At 65.7% G+C, this 14,594-nt stretch carries 13 protein-coding genes; 3 read left to right on the top strand and 10 right to left on the bottom strand.

What is annotated here, in order from left to right:
• Positions 1-144 precede the first annotated feature (144 nt).
• The 5 genes from WEG36_01275 to WEG36_01295 all read right to left on the bottom strand — a co-directional run bounded on the left by WEG36_01275 (position 145) and on the right by WEG36_01295 (position 5,784).
• The gene (locus WEG36_01275) at positions 145-687 is read right to left on the bottom strand and encodes a hypothetical protein (GenBank protein ID MEX1256223.1); all 543 of its coding nucleotides are present in this window, start codon (positions 685-687) and stop codon (positions 145-147) included.
• 440 nt (positions 688-1,127) lie between these two features.
• Positions 1,128-2,501, bottom strand: a complete 1,374-nt coding sequence (locus tag WEG36_01280) for a transglycosylase SLT domain-containing protein (GenBank protein ID MEX1256224.1) — start codon at positions 2,499-2,501, stop codon at positions 1,128-1,130.
• A gap of 11 nt (positions 2,502-2,512) precedes the next feature.
• Positions 2,513-3,646, bottom strand: a complete 1,134-nt coding sequence (locus WEG36_01285; protein ID MEX1256225.1) for an alanine--glyoxylate aminotransferase family protein — start codon at positions 3,644-3,646, stop codon at positions 2,513-2,515.
• 161 nt (positions 3,647-3,807) lie between these two features.
• A complete protein-coding gene (guaB, locus tag WEG36_01290; GenBank protein ID MEX1256226.1) occupies positions 3,808-5,286 on the bottom strand; it encodes an IMP dehydrogenase in 1,479 nt (492 codons plus the stop codon).
• Between the two features lie 144 nt (positions 5,287-5,430).
• Positions 5,431-5,784, bottom strand: a complete 354-nt coding sequence (locus tag WEG36_01295) for a hypothetical protein (protein MEX1256227.1) — start codon at positions 5,782-5,784, stop codon at positions 5,431-5,433.
• Between the two features lie 113 nt (positions 5,785-5,897).
• Here WEG36_01295 and WEG36_01300 point away from each other — a divergent pair, with 113 nt between their 5' ends.
• Together WEG36_01300 and WEG36_01305 are read left to right on the top strand one after the other, a co-directional pair.
• Entirely contained in the window at positions 5,898-6,713 is an 816-nt protein-coding gene (locus WEG36_01300) for an acyltransferase (GenBank protein MEX1256228.1), read from the top strand.
• A gap of 311 nt (positions 6,714-7,024) precedes the next feature.
• Entirely contained in the window at positions 7,025-7,852 is an 828-nt protein-coding gene (locus WEG36_01305) for a DUF4159 domain-containing protein (protein ID MEX1256229.1), read from the top strand.
• Positions 7,853-7,978: 126 nt separating this feature from the next.
• Here the strand turns inward: WEG36_01305 and WEG36_01310 are convergent, their stop codons facing one another.
• From WEG36_01310 to WEG36_01320, 3 genes are read right to left on the bottom strand one after another with little or no spacing between them, the layout of a single operon-like run.
• Positions 7,979-8,722: a nucleotidyltransferase family protein gene (locus WEG36_01310; GenBank protein ID MEX1256230.1), complete on the bottom strand. Its 744-nt coding sequence runs from the start codon at positions 8,720-8,722 to the stop codon at positions 7,979-7,981.
• A complete protein-coding gene (locus WEG36_01315; GenBank protein ID MEX1256231.1) occupies positions 8,710-10,161 on the bottom strand; it encodes an RNase adapter RapZ in 1,452 nt (483 codons plus the stop codon). Before WEG36_01315 ends, WEG36_01310 begins: the two co-directional genes overlap by 13 nt.
• Before the next feature lie 40 nt (positions 10,162-10,201).
• The gene (locus WEG36_01320; protein MEX1256232.1) at positions 10,202-10,714 is read right to left on the bottom strand and encodes a DinB family protein; all 513 of its coding nucleotides are present in this window, start codon (positions 10,712-10,714) and stop codon (positions 10,202-10,204) included.
• Positions 10,715-10,969: 255 nt separating this feature from the next.
• Here WEG36_01320 and WEG36_01325 point away from each other — a divergent pair, with 255 nt between their 5' ends.
• Complete coding sequence (locus WEG36_01325) at positions 10,970-11,635, top strand: peroxiredoxin (protein ID MEX1256233.1); 666 nt, start codon at positions 10,970-10,972, stop codon at positions 11,633-11,635.
• A 168-nt stretch (positions 11,636-11,803) separates the two neighbouring features.
• Here the strand turns inward: WEG36_01325 and acs are convergent, their stop codons facing one another.
• Complete coding sequence (acs, locus tag WEG36_01330) at positions 11,804-13,762, bottom strand: acetate--CoA ligase (protein ID MEX1256234.1); 1,959 nt, start codon at positions 13,760-13,762, stop codon at positions 11,804-11,806.
• 138 nt (positions 13,763-13,900) lie between these two features.
• On the bottom strand, positions 13,901-14,470 hold the full coding sequence (locus tag WEG36_01335; protein MEX1256235.1) for a hypothetical protein: 570 nt from the start codon (positions 14,468-14,470) through the stop codon (positions 13,901-13,903).
• Positions 14,471-14,594 lie beyond the last annotated feature (124 nt).

Here is a 14,594-nt window from a genome sequence, read left to right on the forward strand (position 1 = left end):
GCATCGCACGGACCGTGACGAGGCGAAGGGTTACAGCGGAGGCGCTTCAGCGCCGCAGCCGGCACACGCGTTGTTATCGGAAGTGCCTCGTCGCTCGTTGAACGGTTGCGTGATCCATCTTAACGGACCGGACGGAGTCGACACTCAGCGCGCGTTTACGCCCGCGATCAACTCCCAATGCCGATACCGGCGGCCAAACTGACGGCTGTCAACGCGATAACGGGCCTCGAGACTGAGATCATGTGTAAGGAAGGCTTCCGGAAACCTCGTGCCGACGCCGACGCCAAGCATGGTCGACATACGAGCGAGATTCACTCCCGCCGTGCCGGCGACATATGGGCGCGCCCCCTGTTCGCCCATCTCAATCCTCATGAGTCCCGATATCGTGGGCCTCACTGCAAGGCCAAGTCCGTCTCCGCAATCGGCGCCCACGGCGGCCACACAGCTTTCCTCTTCGTGAACAAAGGAGGCGGTCGCATCCGCTCCGATCCACACGTGTTGCCAGGGCAAGCCTTCGAGGCGAAGCGCCACCTGCGGTGAGAAGGGGAAGCGTTCCTCAAACTCGTTGGTCCCACCACCAATCCATGCGGAGAAGGCGGTTTCGTCGAAGAGCTGGGCCTGCCCTGCCGTTGGTCCGGCGAGACTGAGCGCGCTAAGAATGAAGACAGCTCGGCGTGGTGCACTCATCGACCCTCCTCAATTGGGGCAGCCGCAGCCGCGAGGCCCCATAAGAACACGCAGAGACCGTGCCTGTTCTGCGACGGTACTGATACAGCGACTTCGGGCTCTTACCTTCCCGATCGTCGATGAAAAACCGTGACTCCTATGACGAAAACGCGAAACGTACGGGGTGTTGGAAAGGAAACGAGGCATTTCCGATAACGACCGAAATCGGCCGCAGGGTTCTGGTATTCTGGTCTCTGGGCGCCGGCGGCCAATGTTACATGGTACGCTTCGGCGCCTACGGGGTCCACAAACGCGTGGCTGGGTTCTGGTATTGGCGGGACTGCCGAAATAGGCCGGACCGGGGTTCGCGAGGGCGCATAGCGACGCTTGTAGCGCGAACGCGAAGACCTGCGGTGGGGTGATGTCCGCGGGCCGCCGAGGGCTGCGGCCGCGCGAACCCTTCAGGGAATGCGCAGCTCGTCCCCGATGTGGATGAGCTCGCCGAGAGCCCGTCCGTTCGCGGCCGCGAGCGCGGGCGTCGAGATGCCGTAGCGTCGCGCGATGGTCCAGAAGCTTTCTCCGGACGAGACCGTATGTACGCTTCCGCTGGCGCCCTGATTCGTGGCGATCTGCGTGGCGACCGGGGATGCCACACGCCCGCCACGGGATCCCACCGGAACCACGATGGTCATCCCGATCCGGAGGCGCCGCTCGTTCACGCTCGCGTTCATTCCCGTAAGCTCCGAGAGCGCCACCCCGTAACGCGCCGCGATATGCGAGAAAGTCTCGCCCGAAGCCACGACATGCTCGACGAATGTGAGCCGCTCTTCGGGTGGAATCAGGGCGAAGTTTCGTTCGAACTCGAAGGCCCGGCCGAAGGGGACACGCACGGTCCGGGTCTCCCCCGCGGGAGTGAAACCGCGCACGTAATGCGCGTTCAGCGCGAGGACCTCCTCCTCGTGGACCCCCGCCGCGAAGGCGACGACGTCAAGCGAGGTGGCGTCGGGGACCAGGACTTCGTCGAAGAGCCAGGGCGTCGAGCGGGAGGCGGGGAACCCGAAAGCTTCGGGATCGCCCGCGAGCGCGGCCGCCGCGAGAAACTTCGGGACGAAATCGCGCGTCTCGGCAGGAAGGTGAGGCCGGATCGCGAGGAATCGAGTTTCACCCTCCAGCGACAGACCTTCCGCATGTTGCTCCAGGAGCCTTCGGATTCTCCCGGGACCGGCGTTGTATGCCGCCAGCGTGAGGAGCCAGCACCCGAACTGGGCATGGAGCTCCTCCATGTAGTCGAGGGCCGCCAGCGTGGAGGCGACCGGATCGCGCCGGTCGTCTACGATCCCGCTGACGGAAAGCCCGAGGCCCCGCGCCGTCGGGGTCATGATCTGCCAGAGACCGGAGGCCCCCACCCGCGAAACCGCACTCGGGAGGTAGCCGCTCTCGACGATCGGGAGGTAACGAAGGCTCGCCGGAAGCCCGCGCCGCTCGAGCTCTTCGTCCACGAGCTCCACGTACCGCCCCATCCGGTCGAGATAACGGGTGAAGAGGTCGGGCTGGTCGTTCCCCCAGAGCTCGATCCAGAAGGCCACGCGGTCACGGATGAAGGGATCCGTGGACGCCGCGGTCGAGAGGATCGGGTCCGCCGGAGTGGCCGGCGCGCGGAGCTCCCCGAGAGAGGCCAGGCCGGCCGGGTCGGGGGCCGCCGTCACGAGCTCGGGATCGGCCAGCGCGCCAAGCGGAGCGGGCGCGCGAGGAAGGTCGGTCGTTCCGGCCCTCGCGCAGGACGATAGGGCCAGGGCGAGGACCGTCACGCCCCAGAAGCGCAAGCCGTCTACCACCCGTCCTCTCCTCATTGGCCCAGGAAAAGTTGGTCCACGGCGGCGAGAAGCCGGTCCACCGACTCGTCGCGGGCGCCGTGCCCCATGAGTCCGACGCGCCAGATCTTTCCCTTCGCCGGTCCGAGCCCACCGCCCACCTCGATTCCGTGCGTCTCGAGTAGCATGGCACGGAGGGGCGCTTCCTCGCGTGCGTCCGGAAGGTAGACCGCCGTGAGCTGGGGGAGCCGATGGCTCGGATCGGTGAATGGACGGAAGCCCCGAGCCCCGAGCTCGGCCTTCAGGCGGTCGCCCACTCGCTGGTGCCGCTCGACGCGGGCCAGCATCCCCTCCTCGTCCAGCTCGCGGAGCGCCTCGTGCAGAGCATAAAAGAGGTTGATGGGCGCTGTGTGGTGATAACGACGCTCGGCGCCGAGATAGTTCTGAATCAGGGAGACGTCGAAGTACCAACTCGTGGACGGGGTCTTCCGTGTGCGGACACGCTCCATCGCACGGGGCGAAAAGGTGATCGGCGCGAGCCCGGAGGGTCCGCCGAGGCACTTCTGCGTCCCCGAATAACAGACGTCCGCCCCGAGCGCGTCCACCTCCACCGGAATCCCGCCGAGCGAGGTGACCGCGTCCACGACGAGGAGAGTCTTCTCGCCCTGGAGGTATGCACCGAGCTCCGTCAGGGGTTGGCGTGCGCCCGTCGAAGTCTCGGCCTGCACGACGGCGAAGAGCCGCGCCTCCGGATGCGCGCGGTGCGTCTCGATCAGCTGCTCCTGATCGAGGACTTGCCCCCACTGCGCCTCGACGGTGACAACCCTGGCCCCCATCCGCTTCGCCATCTCCGCGAGCCGCGCCCCGAAGAAACCACAGATCCCGACGATCGCGGTGTCTCCAGGCTCCAGGAGATTCACGAGAGAAGTCTCCATCCCCGCGGAGCCCGTCCCTGAGATGGCGAAGGTCGTTTCGTTCTGCGTGCCGAAGACTCCCCGAAGCCGGTCGCTCACGTCATCGAGGAGAGCGAGAAACTGCGGGTCGAGGTGACCGAGAGCGGGCCGAGAGAGGGCGTCCGCGACGCGAGGCGAAACGGGGGACGGCCCCGGGCCCAGGAGGAGGCGCGGGGTGAGGGTCGCGACAGTCAGCTCGAGTTGTGAGACGTCCATTCCGGAAATCCAGGTCCAGTTTTGGGTGCGCGTCCGTCCCGCGAAGCGGAAAAGGTAGGCGGAGGAGGCGAGGCAGCAAGGGTGACCGGTTGCGCGGGTCGGGAGTTGCAAGGATCGATCCAGCCGATCGCCGCGCCGTCCGGAGAAACACACCGCCGGGACTACAGGTGGTAGTTGGGCGCCTCGCGGGTGATCGTGACGTCGTGCGGATGGGACTCGCGGAGCCCTACGGTGCTGATCCGGCAAAAACGGGCACGTTCGCGAAGTTCTCGAAGAGTGGCGGCCCCGCAGTACCCCATCCCGCTCTGGATCCCGCCCACGAGCTGAAAGACGGTGTCCGAGAGAGGACCCTTGTAGGGGACGCGCGCCTCGATCCCCTCGGGGACGAGCTTCCGCACGTCGTTCTGCCCTTCCTGGAAGTACCGGTCGGCCGAGCCCTCTTCCATGGCGGAGAGGGATCCCATCCCTCGCACCATCTTGAAGCGCCTTCCTTCGAGGAGGAAGCTCTCCCCCGGCGACTCGTCAGTGCCCGCGAACATCGAGCCCATCATCACGACCTCGGCGCCCGCCGCGAGCGCCTTGACGAGGTCTCCTGAATAACGAACACCGCCATCCGCGATCACGGGCACCTTTCCCTTCGTCCCTTCGACCGCCTCCATGATCGCGGTAAGCTGCGGGACGCCGACCCCGGTCACGATGCGAGTGGTGCAGATGGAACCCGGCCCCACCCCGACCTTCACCGCATCCACGCCGCGCTCCACGAGCGCCTCGGCACCCTCGCGGCTTCCCACGTTTCCCGCGATGAGCTGCACGCCGGGGAGGGCTTCGCGGGTCCGCGTCACGGCGGTCAGCACCCCTTCGGAGTGCCCGTGCGCGGTGTCGATCACGAGGACGTCCACGCCGGCGTCCACCAGGGCCCGCGCCCGGTCGAGGTCCACCTCGGAGGCCCCGATCGCCGCTCCCACGCGGAGACGGCCGCGCTCGTCCTTGCAGGCGTTGGGGTACTGCCGCCGTTTCACGATGTCCTTCACCGTAATGAGCCCGGCGAGCGAGCCCGCCTCATCCACGACGGGGAGCTTTTCGATCCGGTGGCGGTGCAGGACCACCTCGGCTTCCTCCAGCGTCGTCCCGACGGGGGTGGTGACGAGCCTCTCCGAGGTCATGACTTCACGGACTTTCCGATTCAGATCGCCTTCAAACTGGAGATCCCGATTCGTGATGATCCCGATGAGTCTTCCCTTCCCATCCACGACCGGAACCCCGGAGATGGAGAAGCGGGCCATGAGGGCGAGTGCCTCTCGAAGCGACGCGTCCGGGCCCACGGTGATCGGACTCAAGATCATCCCGCTCTCCGACCGCTTCACCCGGTCCACTTCGGCGGCCTGCCGCTCCGCGGGCATGTTCTTGTGGATGATCCCCATCCCCCCTTCCCGGGCCATGGCAATGGCCATCCGGGACTCGGTGACGGTGTCCATCGCGGCGCTGAGGAGCGGAATGGAGAGCCGGATCGCGCTCGTCAGCGCCGTTTCGACCTTCGTGTCCCGGGGATGAACCGTCGAGTGCCCCGGATAGAGGAGCACGTCGTCGAAGGTAAGGGCCTCGGAGATCGAATCGGCGGTGCGGCGGGGAGAGTCCGCCATGGGTCCTCCTCAGCGCGCCGGCGTGAAAACGAGAACGCGCCCGCCGAGAGTCCACCCGCCGAAGCGGGATTCCCTCGAAGGGCGCGCGAGCCGGCGATCTGGGCTGTCGGCTGATTCCATGGAAGAGTTTATCGGGCCCGGGACTTAGGTGTCAACCGGGCCGCCGGCGCTTCCCTCTTTTCCCTTGGTCTCCCGTACTTCCGCAGCTGGTTGGATCTCGGCGAGAAGCCCCTTCCCGGCCTCGGAAATCGAGTGTAGGACCTTGTCCGCGGCGGAGATGATCTGAAAGGCCTCCCGGAGCGTATTGGGGCTCAGCGTGCGCTTCCGAAGTCCGTCCTCCAGGCGTTCCGCGAGGGTCTGGAGCGTGGAGATGTCCTCGGTAACTCCTTTCCCGTAACGGGATTCGAGGAATTCGATGTAATCCAGGACCTGGTAGAGCTGGGGCTCGGGTAGGGTCTCCAGCCGACGTAGGATTCGCCTCCGCAATGTCTCGTGCATGGGTCTCTCTCGCCGCTCCTTCCGCGCACCGCGCGATTGCCTCAGTATAATGGGGCTGATTTTGCGGCCTGCCGCCATGAATCCTTCTGCGAACCCGATACGGTCAGGACCTCATGCCCTTTCTTCCCCTACGGTCCGTGCCCCTGCCGGATTCGACCCGGCGCGCCTACGACTCGTGGCTGAAGGCCCTCGACCGCGAGCTGGACCGTCCCGACTGCGACCGGAACGAATTGTGCCGGAAGGTCCTGACCGAAATCTATTACCCGGGATTGGCAGGCGCCGACCCGTCTTCGCTTCCCGAGGCGTCGCGGATCGCGCTCCTCCAGATGGATCCGAGGAATATCACTCTCGAGCCCGAGTACTACCAGGAAACGGACGCCGAAAAGTATGCGCGAACGAAGCCGTTGATCTGGCTCTGGGAGATGTTCGACAAGAGCGCGCTCGGAGAAAATGTGGACCTGGGCATCCGCTTTCGCCGGATCCTGGCCAAGAGGATTTTCCGAAAGTGCGGGAAGAACTTCAAGGCCTTCCACTTCGTGAAGTTCTCCTTCGGTTACAACATCGAGGTGGGAGACGGGTGCGTCGTGCACCGGCACGTGCTCCTGGACGACCGGGGCGGGATCCGGCTGGGGAACGGAGTGAGCGTCGCGGACTTTGCGAACATCTATTCGCACACGCACGACATCGTGGACCCGCACCTGATCGAGAACCCCACGACGATCATCGGGGACGGAGTGCGGATCACCTATCACGCGACAGTGCTGGCTGGCGTGCATGTGGCCGAACACTCGATGGTCGGCGCACTCGCGGTCGCGACGCGCGACACGGAGCCGTATACCCTCCACCTCGGGATCCCGGCGAAGCCGGTTCGGAAAAAGCCCGAGGGGAAAAGGCAGCCGAGCCCGCCTGACCCGCTCGCGACAGACTAAGCCAATCGGGGAAGGACAGACGGGGGACGGGCAGAGGGTGGGAGCTGGCCGACCGTCCGGGAGCGGGGGAAGAAGGAGGGAAGCCCTCGAAGCAGTACCGCGTACGGCAGGGAGGCCGGCTCCCACCTTCTGCCCGTCGCCCGGGAATGTCGGCCCAGTTCTTCGGTTAGGACGCTCGCCCCGACCGGCGGCCTCCGCCCTCACGAATCTCGGACACTCGATCGTTGCCCGCTTTCCCTTCTTCGGCGTATGTTTTGGATAGGGCCATCCCACACGACGGCGGCCCCCTTCCCCATCGGATCGAGAGCAACGTGATCCCTCGAGCGCTCACCGCGCCCCTCGCCCTCTCGGCGCTCCTCCTGTGCTTGGCTTCCCCGGGCGAGGCCCAGCGATTCCGCGGCAGCGGCGGTTATTCGACTGTTCGGGTCGGATCCGGTCTCCCCGACGTACCGGGCGGGTTCACCCTTTGCCGCCTCGCCTATGATTCGTACCGCAATGACCCGTCCGGCGGAGGCTGGGACACCGACTTTCCCAACGCGGACCGGAATCTCCCGACGCGCCTGGGCGAGTTGACCCCGACGCCGGTCGCGCGTTGGTCCGATGGGCAGCCCGGCCACGCGATCGTCCGCCCTTCGGATCCCGACCTCTTTCGGTGCCCCTTCCTTTACGCCACGGATGTGGGCGAGCTCGGATTCTCCCCCGACGAGGCCGACGCGATGAGGACGTTTTTCCTCAAGGGTGGCACCTTCTGGGCGGATGACTTCTGGGGTTCGCGAGCCTGGGTGGATTTCCAGCGGGAGATGCAGCGGGTCCTCCCCGAGTACGCCTTCGAGGAAATCCCGCGGGACCACCCGCTCTTCCGGATCGTGTACGACATCCTTCGCATTCCGCAGATCCCTTCGATTCAGCACTGGAATCAGTCTGGCGGCGGTACTTCGGAGCAAGGCGCGGACAGCGCGATTCCTTCGATGCGCGCGATTTTCGACGAAGATGGCCGCCTCCTCGTGATCGCCACGCACAATACGGACATCAGCGACGGGTGGGAGCGCGAAGCCGAAGACCCCCGCTTTTTCAGCCTCTTTTCACCGGACGCCTATGCCATCGGCATCAACATCGCCGTCTGGCAGATGACGCATTGAGGCGGGGCCCGAGCGCACTTCTTTCCGCGGCACCTTTTTTCCCCTCCGCCACGAGCCGGCACTTTTTCCGGCGTCCCCTCGAGGAGCGCGAACCCGCCGCTGACGCGGCCATTCAGGGCGAGCCCCCTACCTCGACCCGGGCCTCCGCTCGGATTCCTCCAGGACGGCGCGCGCCGCCGCGAGGCGCTCCGGCGTTCCGACCTCCATCCAGAGGGCGTCTCCGATCGAGGCGGGACGGATGGCGGACCCCATCCTCGCGAGCCGGAAGTACGGATCGAGGATCGAAAAGACCCCCTCCTCCGTGATCAGATCGAGAAGCGCGGGCGACGCGACGTGGATGCCGGTGAATGGCCAACGCTGGACTTCCCCCCTTGGCTCACGAATTCCCGCGCCCCTTCCGGTGGTTTCGTTCACCCATCCGTAAAGTCCGTCGTCGTCGAAGAGGAGCTTTCGTGGACTCGGCCGGCCGCTCACCGCGAGGGTGACGAGCGCACCGGACTCGTAGTGAGCCGCGAGAAGGGCTCGGTAGTCAGGGTCTGCGATCACGTCCACGTTTTGAATGAAAAAAGGTTCTTCGCGCCGGAAGAGATGGCGCGCGTGGACGAGGGCCCCGCCGGTTTCGAGCGGGCGCTCCCTCTCGAAAGAAACCAGAACCTCGACCCCGAGGTCGTGGGAGGCCACGAAACGCTCGATCTGGTCGGCGTGATGGTGCGCGTTCACGATGACGCGATCCACCCCCGCGGCGGCCAGGCGCCGCGCTGCGTGTTCGAGCATCGTGCGCCCCGCGACCTCGAGAAGGGCCTTGGGCGTCTCCTTTCCGATCTCCCCGAGCCGCGTCCCCAGTCCCGCTGCGAGGATCAGGGCTTCCACGGCTTCTCCGGCCAGCGGTCCGCTTCACGGTGCGCGACCTTCGCCGCCACGTCCGGGAAGCGCTCGCGCAGGTGGCGCGCCAGTCGCTCGGCGAAATACACGGAGCGGTGTTGTCCTCCCGTGCATCCGAAGGAGACGGCGAGGTCTGTGAAGCCCCGCCCTCGATAGTTCTCCACATGAGCTTCGACGAGCGGCACGACCCGGGTCCAGAAGTCCTCCACTTCCGGTGCCCGTTCGAAGAAGGCCGCGACCGACGGGTCCAGCCCGGTGACGCCGGCGTATTCGGGGCTTCGTCCCGGATTGGGTAGGGCCCGGCAGTCGAAGACGAATCCCCCGCCGTGCGGGCCTTCGTCGCGCCGCACTCCGGCGCGGTAGCTGAAGCTCGAAATCCGAACGGTGAGGCCGAGCGAATCCGGGGCTACCCCTGCCGGGAGAGGCCACCGCTCGACGATCTGGTGGAAGGCTGCGGTGAGCTCGGGGAGCGCCACGGGAAGCCCCGCGTCGAGGAGACCCTGGAGGTTTCGGGCCGCGTAAGGGATGCTCTCGAGGAAAAGGGGCTTTCGCTCGTAGAGCCCGCGCTGCCCGTACGCGCCCATGGCCTGCATGATCCGGATCAGGACGTACCCCCGAAAGTGCGCATCGAAGGGCTCGCGCTCGATTGGAAGGACGTCGCCCAGGGCCTGAAGGTAGTGATCGAGGAGGTGGCGACGAACCTTGTCGGGAATGGCGGCCTTTCCGTCGTAGAGGAGCGACGCCACGTCGTACTGGAGGGCACCCCGGCGTCCCCCCTGGTAGTCCACGAACCAGGGTGTCTCATCACGGAGGAGGATGTTGCGGGACTGAAAATCCCGGTAAAGGAAGTGTGCGCGATCCGCCTCGAGGAGAAACGCGGTCAGGCGGTCGAAGTCCTCCTCGAGCCGCCCTTCATGAAAGGCGACCCCCGAGAGTCGCAGGAACTGGTACTTGAAGTAGTTGAGGTCCCACCGCATGGCCCTCGCGTCGAACTCCCCCCGGGGGTGGGCCACCGAAAAGTCGATCGACCGCCCGCCTTCGATCTGAAATCGGACGAGCGCCTCCAGGGCCCGCTCGTAGGTGGGAAGGATCGCGGAGGGAAACAAGACACCCTCCGCACTCCGAGCCACCGACAGCGCACCGAGGAGGGTGAGGTTGCCGAGATCCTCGAGGAGCCAGGCCCCGGCGGATTCATCCACGGCATAAAGCTCGGGGACGGGAAGTCCGGTCTCGCGAAATGTCCGCGTATAGGAGAAGAAGGCCCGATTTTCGTCCGGGTCCGGGCCATAGGCGCCGATGACCGAACCGTGCGGACCGCCGCGGAGCCGGTGGTACTCCCGCCGGGACCCGTCGGCCGCGACGCGCTCGATGGATTCGGCCGGCGCCCCGAAGGTGCGCTCGAAGAGCCGGGAGATGGATTCACGCATCTCTCAAGATACCACCGAGATCCCGCGAAGGAGGCGACCCCTACATCCAGGGCTCGTCCCCCGACGGCCCGTAGATGGAGGGCACTTTCCCCTCCGCCATGCGGAGATAAATCGAGAACTGGCCGCGGTGGTGGATCTGATCGTGCAGGAGAAACCAACAGAAGTCGATGCGCGTCCAGTCGTCCATCTTCCCCGGGCCGCTGAAGAACTTGACGGTCTCCGTCATCTTTTCGTCGGGGATGGACTTCACGAGCTCCGCGAACTCGGTGTGAGCCTTTTCCAGCGCACCCAGGATCATATCCCAGGATTCGGGGGCCTCGGGCATCTCGCCGGAGGGCGGTCCGCTTGCGAAGGCGTCACTCATCACCATAGTGCCGAGCCCGCGCTCAAGCACGAAGACCCAGGCGAGCTCGCGGGCCGACTTGCACTTCGGATGGGGACGCAGATCGAGCTTGTTCGTGGGGTACGCGTGAAGCACCCGCATCGTCGTGGCGTGCTCACGCTCGTAGACGTCCAGGAACTGTTCCTTCGAAGTCGGTATTCGCTTGGTCATGACAACCCTCGCTCTCAGGGGATCGGCGGACGAATGGCGACCGGGCCAATGTTGGGAAGATCTGCGGGGGATGCCAGTGGATCTCGATTTCTGAGGCGTCCCGGTCGTGAAACGAGGGAATCGTAGACCCTGTCTCACCCTGTCCTCGATGCCCAGCGACTCACTACATTGGGAATCCCCTCGGAGTTTCCGTTGGGGCACTTCGCACACACCATCCCGCGGCTCCGCACGGAAGCCCGCGGAGGAGGAATGACGATGGCTGGACCTCTCGCGATCGGGAGTGAAGCTCCCGATTTCACCGCTGAAACCACCGAGGGCCCGATTCGCTTTCACGATTGGCTCGGCGGCTCCTGGGGTGTCCTCTTCTCCCACCCGAAGGATTTCACCCCGGTATGCACGACGGAGCTTGGCACCATGGCCCGCATCAAGCCCGAGTTCGACCGGCGTGGTGTGAAAATCATGGGGCTGAGCGTAGACCCGGTGGAGAGCCACAAGGGCTGGTCGAAGGACATCGAGGAGACGCAGGGGACGGCGCCGAACTACCCGATGATCGCGGATACGGACCTGAAGGTCTCGAAGTTGTACGGGATGCTTCCCTCGGAAGCAGGGGATAGTTGCGACGGACGGACCGCCGTGGACAACCAGACCGTCCGAAACGTCTACGTCATCGGGCCCGACAAGAAGATCAAGCTCCTCATCTCTTACCCGATGAGCACGGGGAGGAACTTCGACGAGGTGCTTCGCGTCATCGATTCGATGCAGCTCACCGCGAACCACAAGGTCGCGACCCCCGCGAATTGGAACAACGGCGACGAGGTGATCATTCTCCCCTCAGTGCAGGAAGCCGAGGCCAAGGAGCGCTTTCCCAACGGGTGGCGCGCCCCGAAGCCGTACCTCCGCTACGTCGAGCAACCGCGGTAGTTCTATTTCTCCCCCTGATGGGGGAAAGTGAAAAGTAGGGCGAAGGGTTCGGGGGGGAGGCGAGCTCGGACGACCGTCCAGGAGCGGGGGAAAGAGGAGGATTGCGCCGATCCCCCGCACCGCGGATGGCAGGGAGTCCGAGCTCGCCTTTCCTCCGAACCCTTCGCCCTATCCTTCCCCCTCCTCGTACTTCTCCTTCAGCTGCCGCACCACCTCCGGATCCGCGAGCGTCGTCGTATCCCCGAGCGCTTTCCCTTCAGCGATGTCCCGGAGTAGCCGCCGCATGATCTTCCCGGAGCGTGTCTTCGGAAGATCCGCCGTGAAAAGCACGTCATCCGGCCGCGCGATCGCCCCGATCTTCGTCGCGACGTGGGCGCGGAGCTCCTTGACGAGCTCCTCCGAAGGAGAGCGCCCGTCCTTGAGCGTCACGAAGGCCGCGATCGCCTGACCTTTCAGGTCGTGCGCCTTCCCGACCACGGCCGCCTCCGCAACCGCCGGGTGATCCACCAGCGCGCTCTCCACCTCCATCGTTCCGATGCGGTGCCCCGCGACGTTCAGGACATCGTCCACCCGCCCGAGGACCCAGAAAAACCCGTCCTCTTCGCGCTTCGCGCCGTCACCAGGGAAATAGATGCCGTCCCACTTGGACCAATAGGTGTCCCGGTATCGCTGGTCGTCCCCGTAGATCGTCCGGAGCATCGCGGGCCAGGGACGCGTGATCGCGAGGTAACCGGCGTTCACCTCCTGCCCGGCCTCGTTCAGGATCGAGGCTTCGATACCCGGGAAGGGGAGCGTGGCGCTCCCCGGCCTGGTCTCGGTTACCCCCGGAAGGGGGGTAATCATGATCGCCCCCGTCTCCGTCTGCCACCACGTGTCCACGATCGGGCACCGCTCCGCCCCGATGAACTTGTGGTACCAGATCCAGGCTTCCGGATTGATCGGCTCACCCACGGTGCCGAGAAGGCGGAGCTGCGAGAGGTCGGACCTCTGGGGCCAATCCTCGCCCCATTTCATGAAGGCACGGATGGCGGTCGGCGCCGTGTAGAAGACCGTCACCCCGAACTTCTCGCAGAGACGCCAGAAACGCCCCCGATCGGGGAAGTCGGGCGCGCCTTCGTACATGAGGACGGTCGCGCCATTCGAGAGGGGTCCGTACACGATGTAGGAGTGCCCGGTGACCCAACCGACGTCCGCGGTACACCAGTAGACGTCGTCCTCCTTGAGGTCGAAGACCCACTTCGTGGTCGCGTAGACCTGCGTCAGGTAGCCCCCGGTGGTATGCACGACCCCCTTCGGTTTCCCCGTCGTCCCGGAGGTATAGAGGATGAAGAGGAGATCCTCCGAGTCCATCGGCTCGGGGTCACACCCCCGTTCCACCTCTGCCAGGAGGTCGTGATACCAGAGATCCCGGCCCGGCTTCATCACAGTCTGCGTCGTGCGGGAGATGTCCCACCCGCGCGCGACGACAACCACGTGTTCGATCGAAGGACAGCTCTCGAGCGCCTGGTCGGCATTTCGTTTGAGCGCGACGACGCTCCCTCGCCGGTACCCGCCGTCGGCGGTGATCAGGAGCTTCGCCGTGGCGTCGTTGATCCGGTCCGAGAGCGACTCGGGGGAAAACCCGCCGAAGACCACCGAGTGAGGGGCCCCTATCCGCGCGCAGGCGAGCATCGCGATCGCCGCCTCCGGGATCATCGGCAGGTAGATCGCGACGCGGTCCCCTTTTTGGACGCCGAGGTCCTTCAGCGCCTGCGCGAAGCGCGACACTTCCCGGTGCAGGTCCCAATACGTGTAGGTGCGGACGTCCCCCGGCTCCCCCTCCCAGACGAGGGCGGCTTTGTTGCGACGCGCGCCCACGAGGTGACGGTCGAGGCAGTTGTAGGAGACGTTGAGCTGTCCGCCCTCGAACCAGCGGGCGTGAGGCGGATTCCACTCGAGGACCATATCCCACTTCCGGAACCAGTCGAGCTCTTCGGCCCACGACGCCCAATACGCCTCTGGGTCGGCCTCGGCCCTCTCCCTGACGCCGTCGTCGGAGACGTGAGCCCCCTCCCTGAAGTCGTCCGGGGGTGCAAAGCGGCGGTCTTCGCGAAGGAGGTCGTCCAGCGTGCTGGCCGCGCGGGTCATCCGAAGCTCCTGTCGGGCGGTTTGGTGCGGGGGTGCCGAGGGGGGGAGAGAGTAGGCAACCGAACCGCACGGGGGCAAGTCCGATCGGGTTCCGAGGGGCGGCTTGGCGGGCGGGTGGCCTCCTCCTTCAGGTGCGATTCAATCCACGACGGGTGGAAGGAGCTCCGCGAACTCAGGACGCTCCAGAAGCGATTCGAACGCTCCGACCGTGTACGCTGCGAGCGAAGAGACGGCGTCCGCGCCCGCTTCGACCGCGGCCGGCGGGATGATCAGCTTGATCCTCACTTCCACCCCCGCCTCTTCCAGGGGAGCGCCCCGCCGTTCGTGCGTCAGGCGAAGGGCGACGGGGGTGCGGTACGAGGCGGCGAGCGTCTCACCCGACGCCCGCACGAGTCGCTCGAGGACTGCGGCGGCGGACCCGACCCTTCCCAATGAGGGGCCGTCCAGCACGATCGAGAGGTTTCCCCTGAGCCCCTGGGAAGTCTCGTCGAGGAAGGCTTCAACGCCGACGCTTTCGGGAAGATCGTCGCGATGGAAGAAGAGGTAGGCGCTGCGAGTGGACTCTCCCGCCCAGGCCCCTGAGAATTCGTGGCTCGTCGTCTTCTGAAGGCCCGACAACGTCCACCCGGCCTGCTCCACCCCTTCCCTCACGGCGTCGAGAAGGGGCTCGAGGCTCAGGAGCGACGCACTCCCCTGGGGTGCGCTCACAACCCGGCTCCGTCGGGGCGGCATGGCCGTTGCCACGAAAGGGAAAAACCGTCACGACGTTGACACACTTTTTCGCGATCCCTTAGCTTTTTCAAAGATTCCACATCCTCGGCACGCCAATTTA

The organism is Gemmatimonadota bacterium (assembly GCA_040882465.1).
GTDB lineage: Bacteria > Gemmatimonadota > Gemmatimonadetes > Longimicrobiales > Gaopeijiaceae > JBBEBG01.

Coding starts and splice junctions, on each gene's coding strand:
- WEG36_01275 (MEX1256223.1), bottom strand. CDS start 687: ATGAGTGCACCACGCCGAGCTGTCTTCATTCTTAGCGCGCTCAGTCTC.
- WEG36_01325 (MEX1256233.1), top strand. CDS start 10,970: ATGGCTGGACCTCTCGCGATCGGGAGTGAAGCTCCCGATTTCACCGCT.
- guaB (MEX1256226.1), bottom strand. CDS start 5,286: ATGGCGGACTCTCCCCGCCGCACCGCCGATTCGATCTCCGAGGCCCTT.
- WEG36_01300 (MEX1256228.1), top strand. CDS start 5,898: ATGCCCTTTCTTCCCCTACGGTCCGTGCCCCTGCCGGATTCGACCCGG.
- WEG36_01320 (MEX1256232.1), bottom strand. CDS start 10,714: ATGACCAAGCGAATACCGACTTCGAAGGAACAGTTCCTGGACGTCTAC.
- acs (MEX1256234.1), bottom strand. CDS start 13,762: ATGACCCGCGCGGCCAGCACGCTGGACGACCTCCTTCGCGAAGACCGC.
- WEG36_01295 (MEX1256227.1), bottom strand. CDS start 5,784: ATGCACGAGACATTGCGGAGGCGAATCCTACGTCGGCTGGAGACCCTA.
- WEG36_01315 (MEX1256231.1), bottom strand. CDS start 10,161: ATGCGTGAATCCATCTCCCGGCTCTTCGAGCGCACCTTCGGGGCGCCG.
- WEG36_01285 (MEX1256225.1), bottom strand. CDS start 3,646: ATGGACGTCTCACAACTCGAGCTGACTGTCGCGACCCTCACCCCGCGC.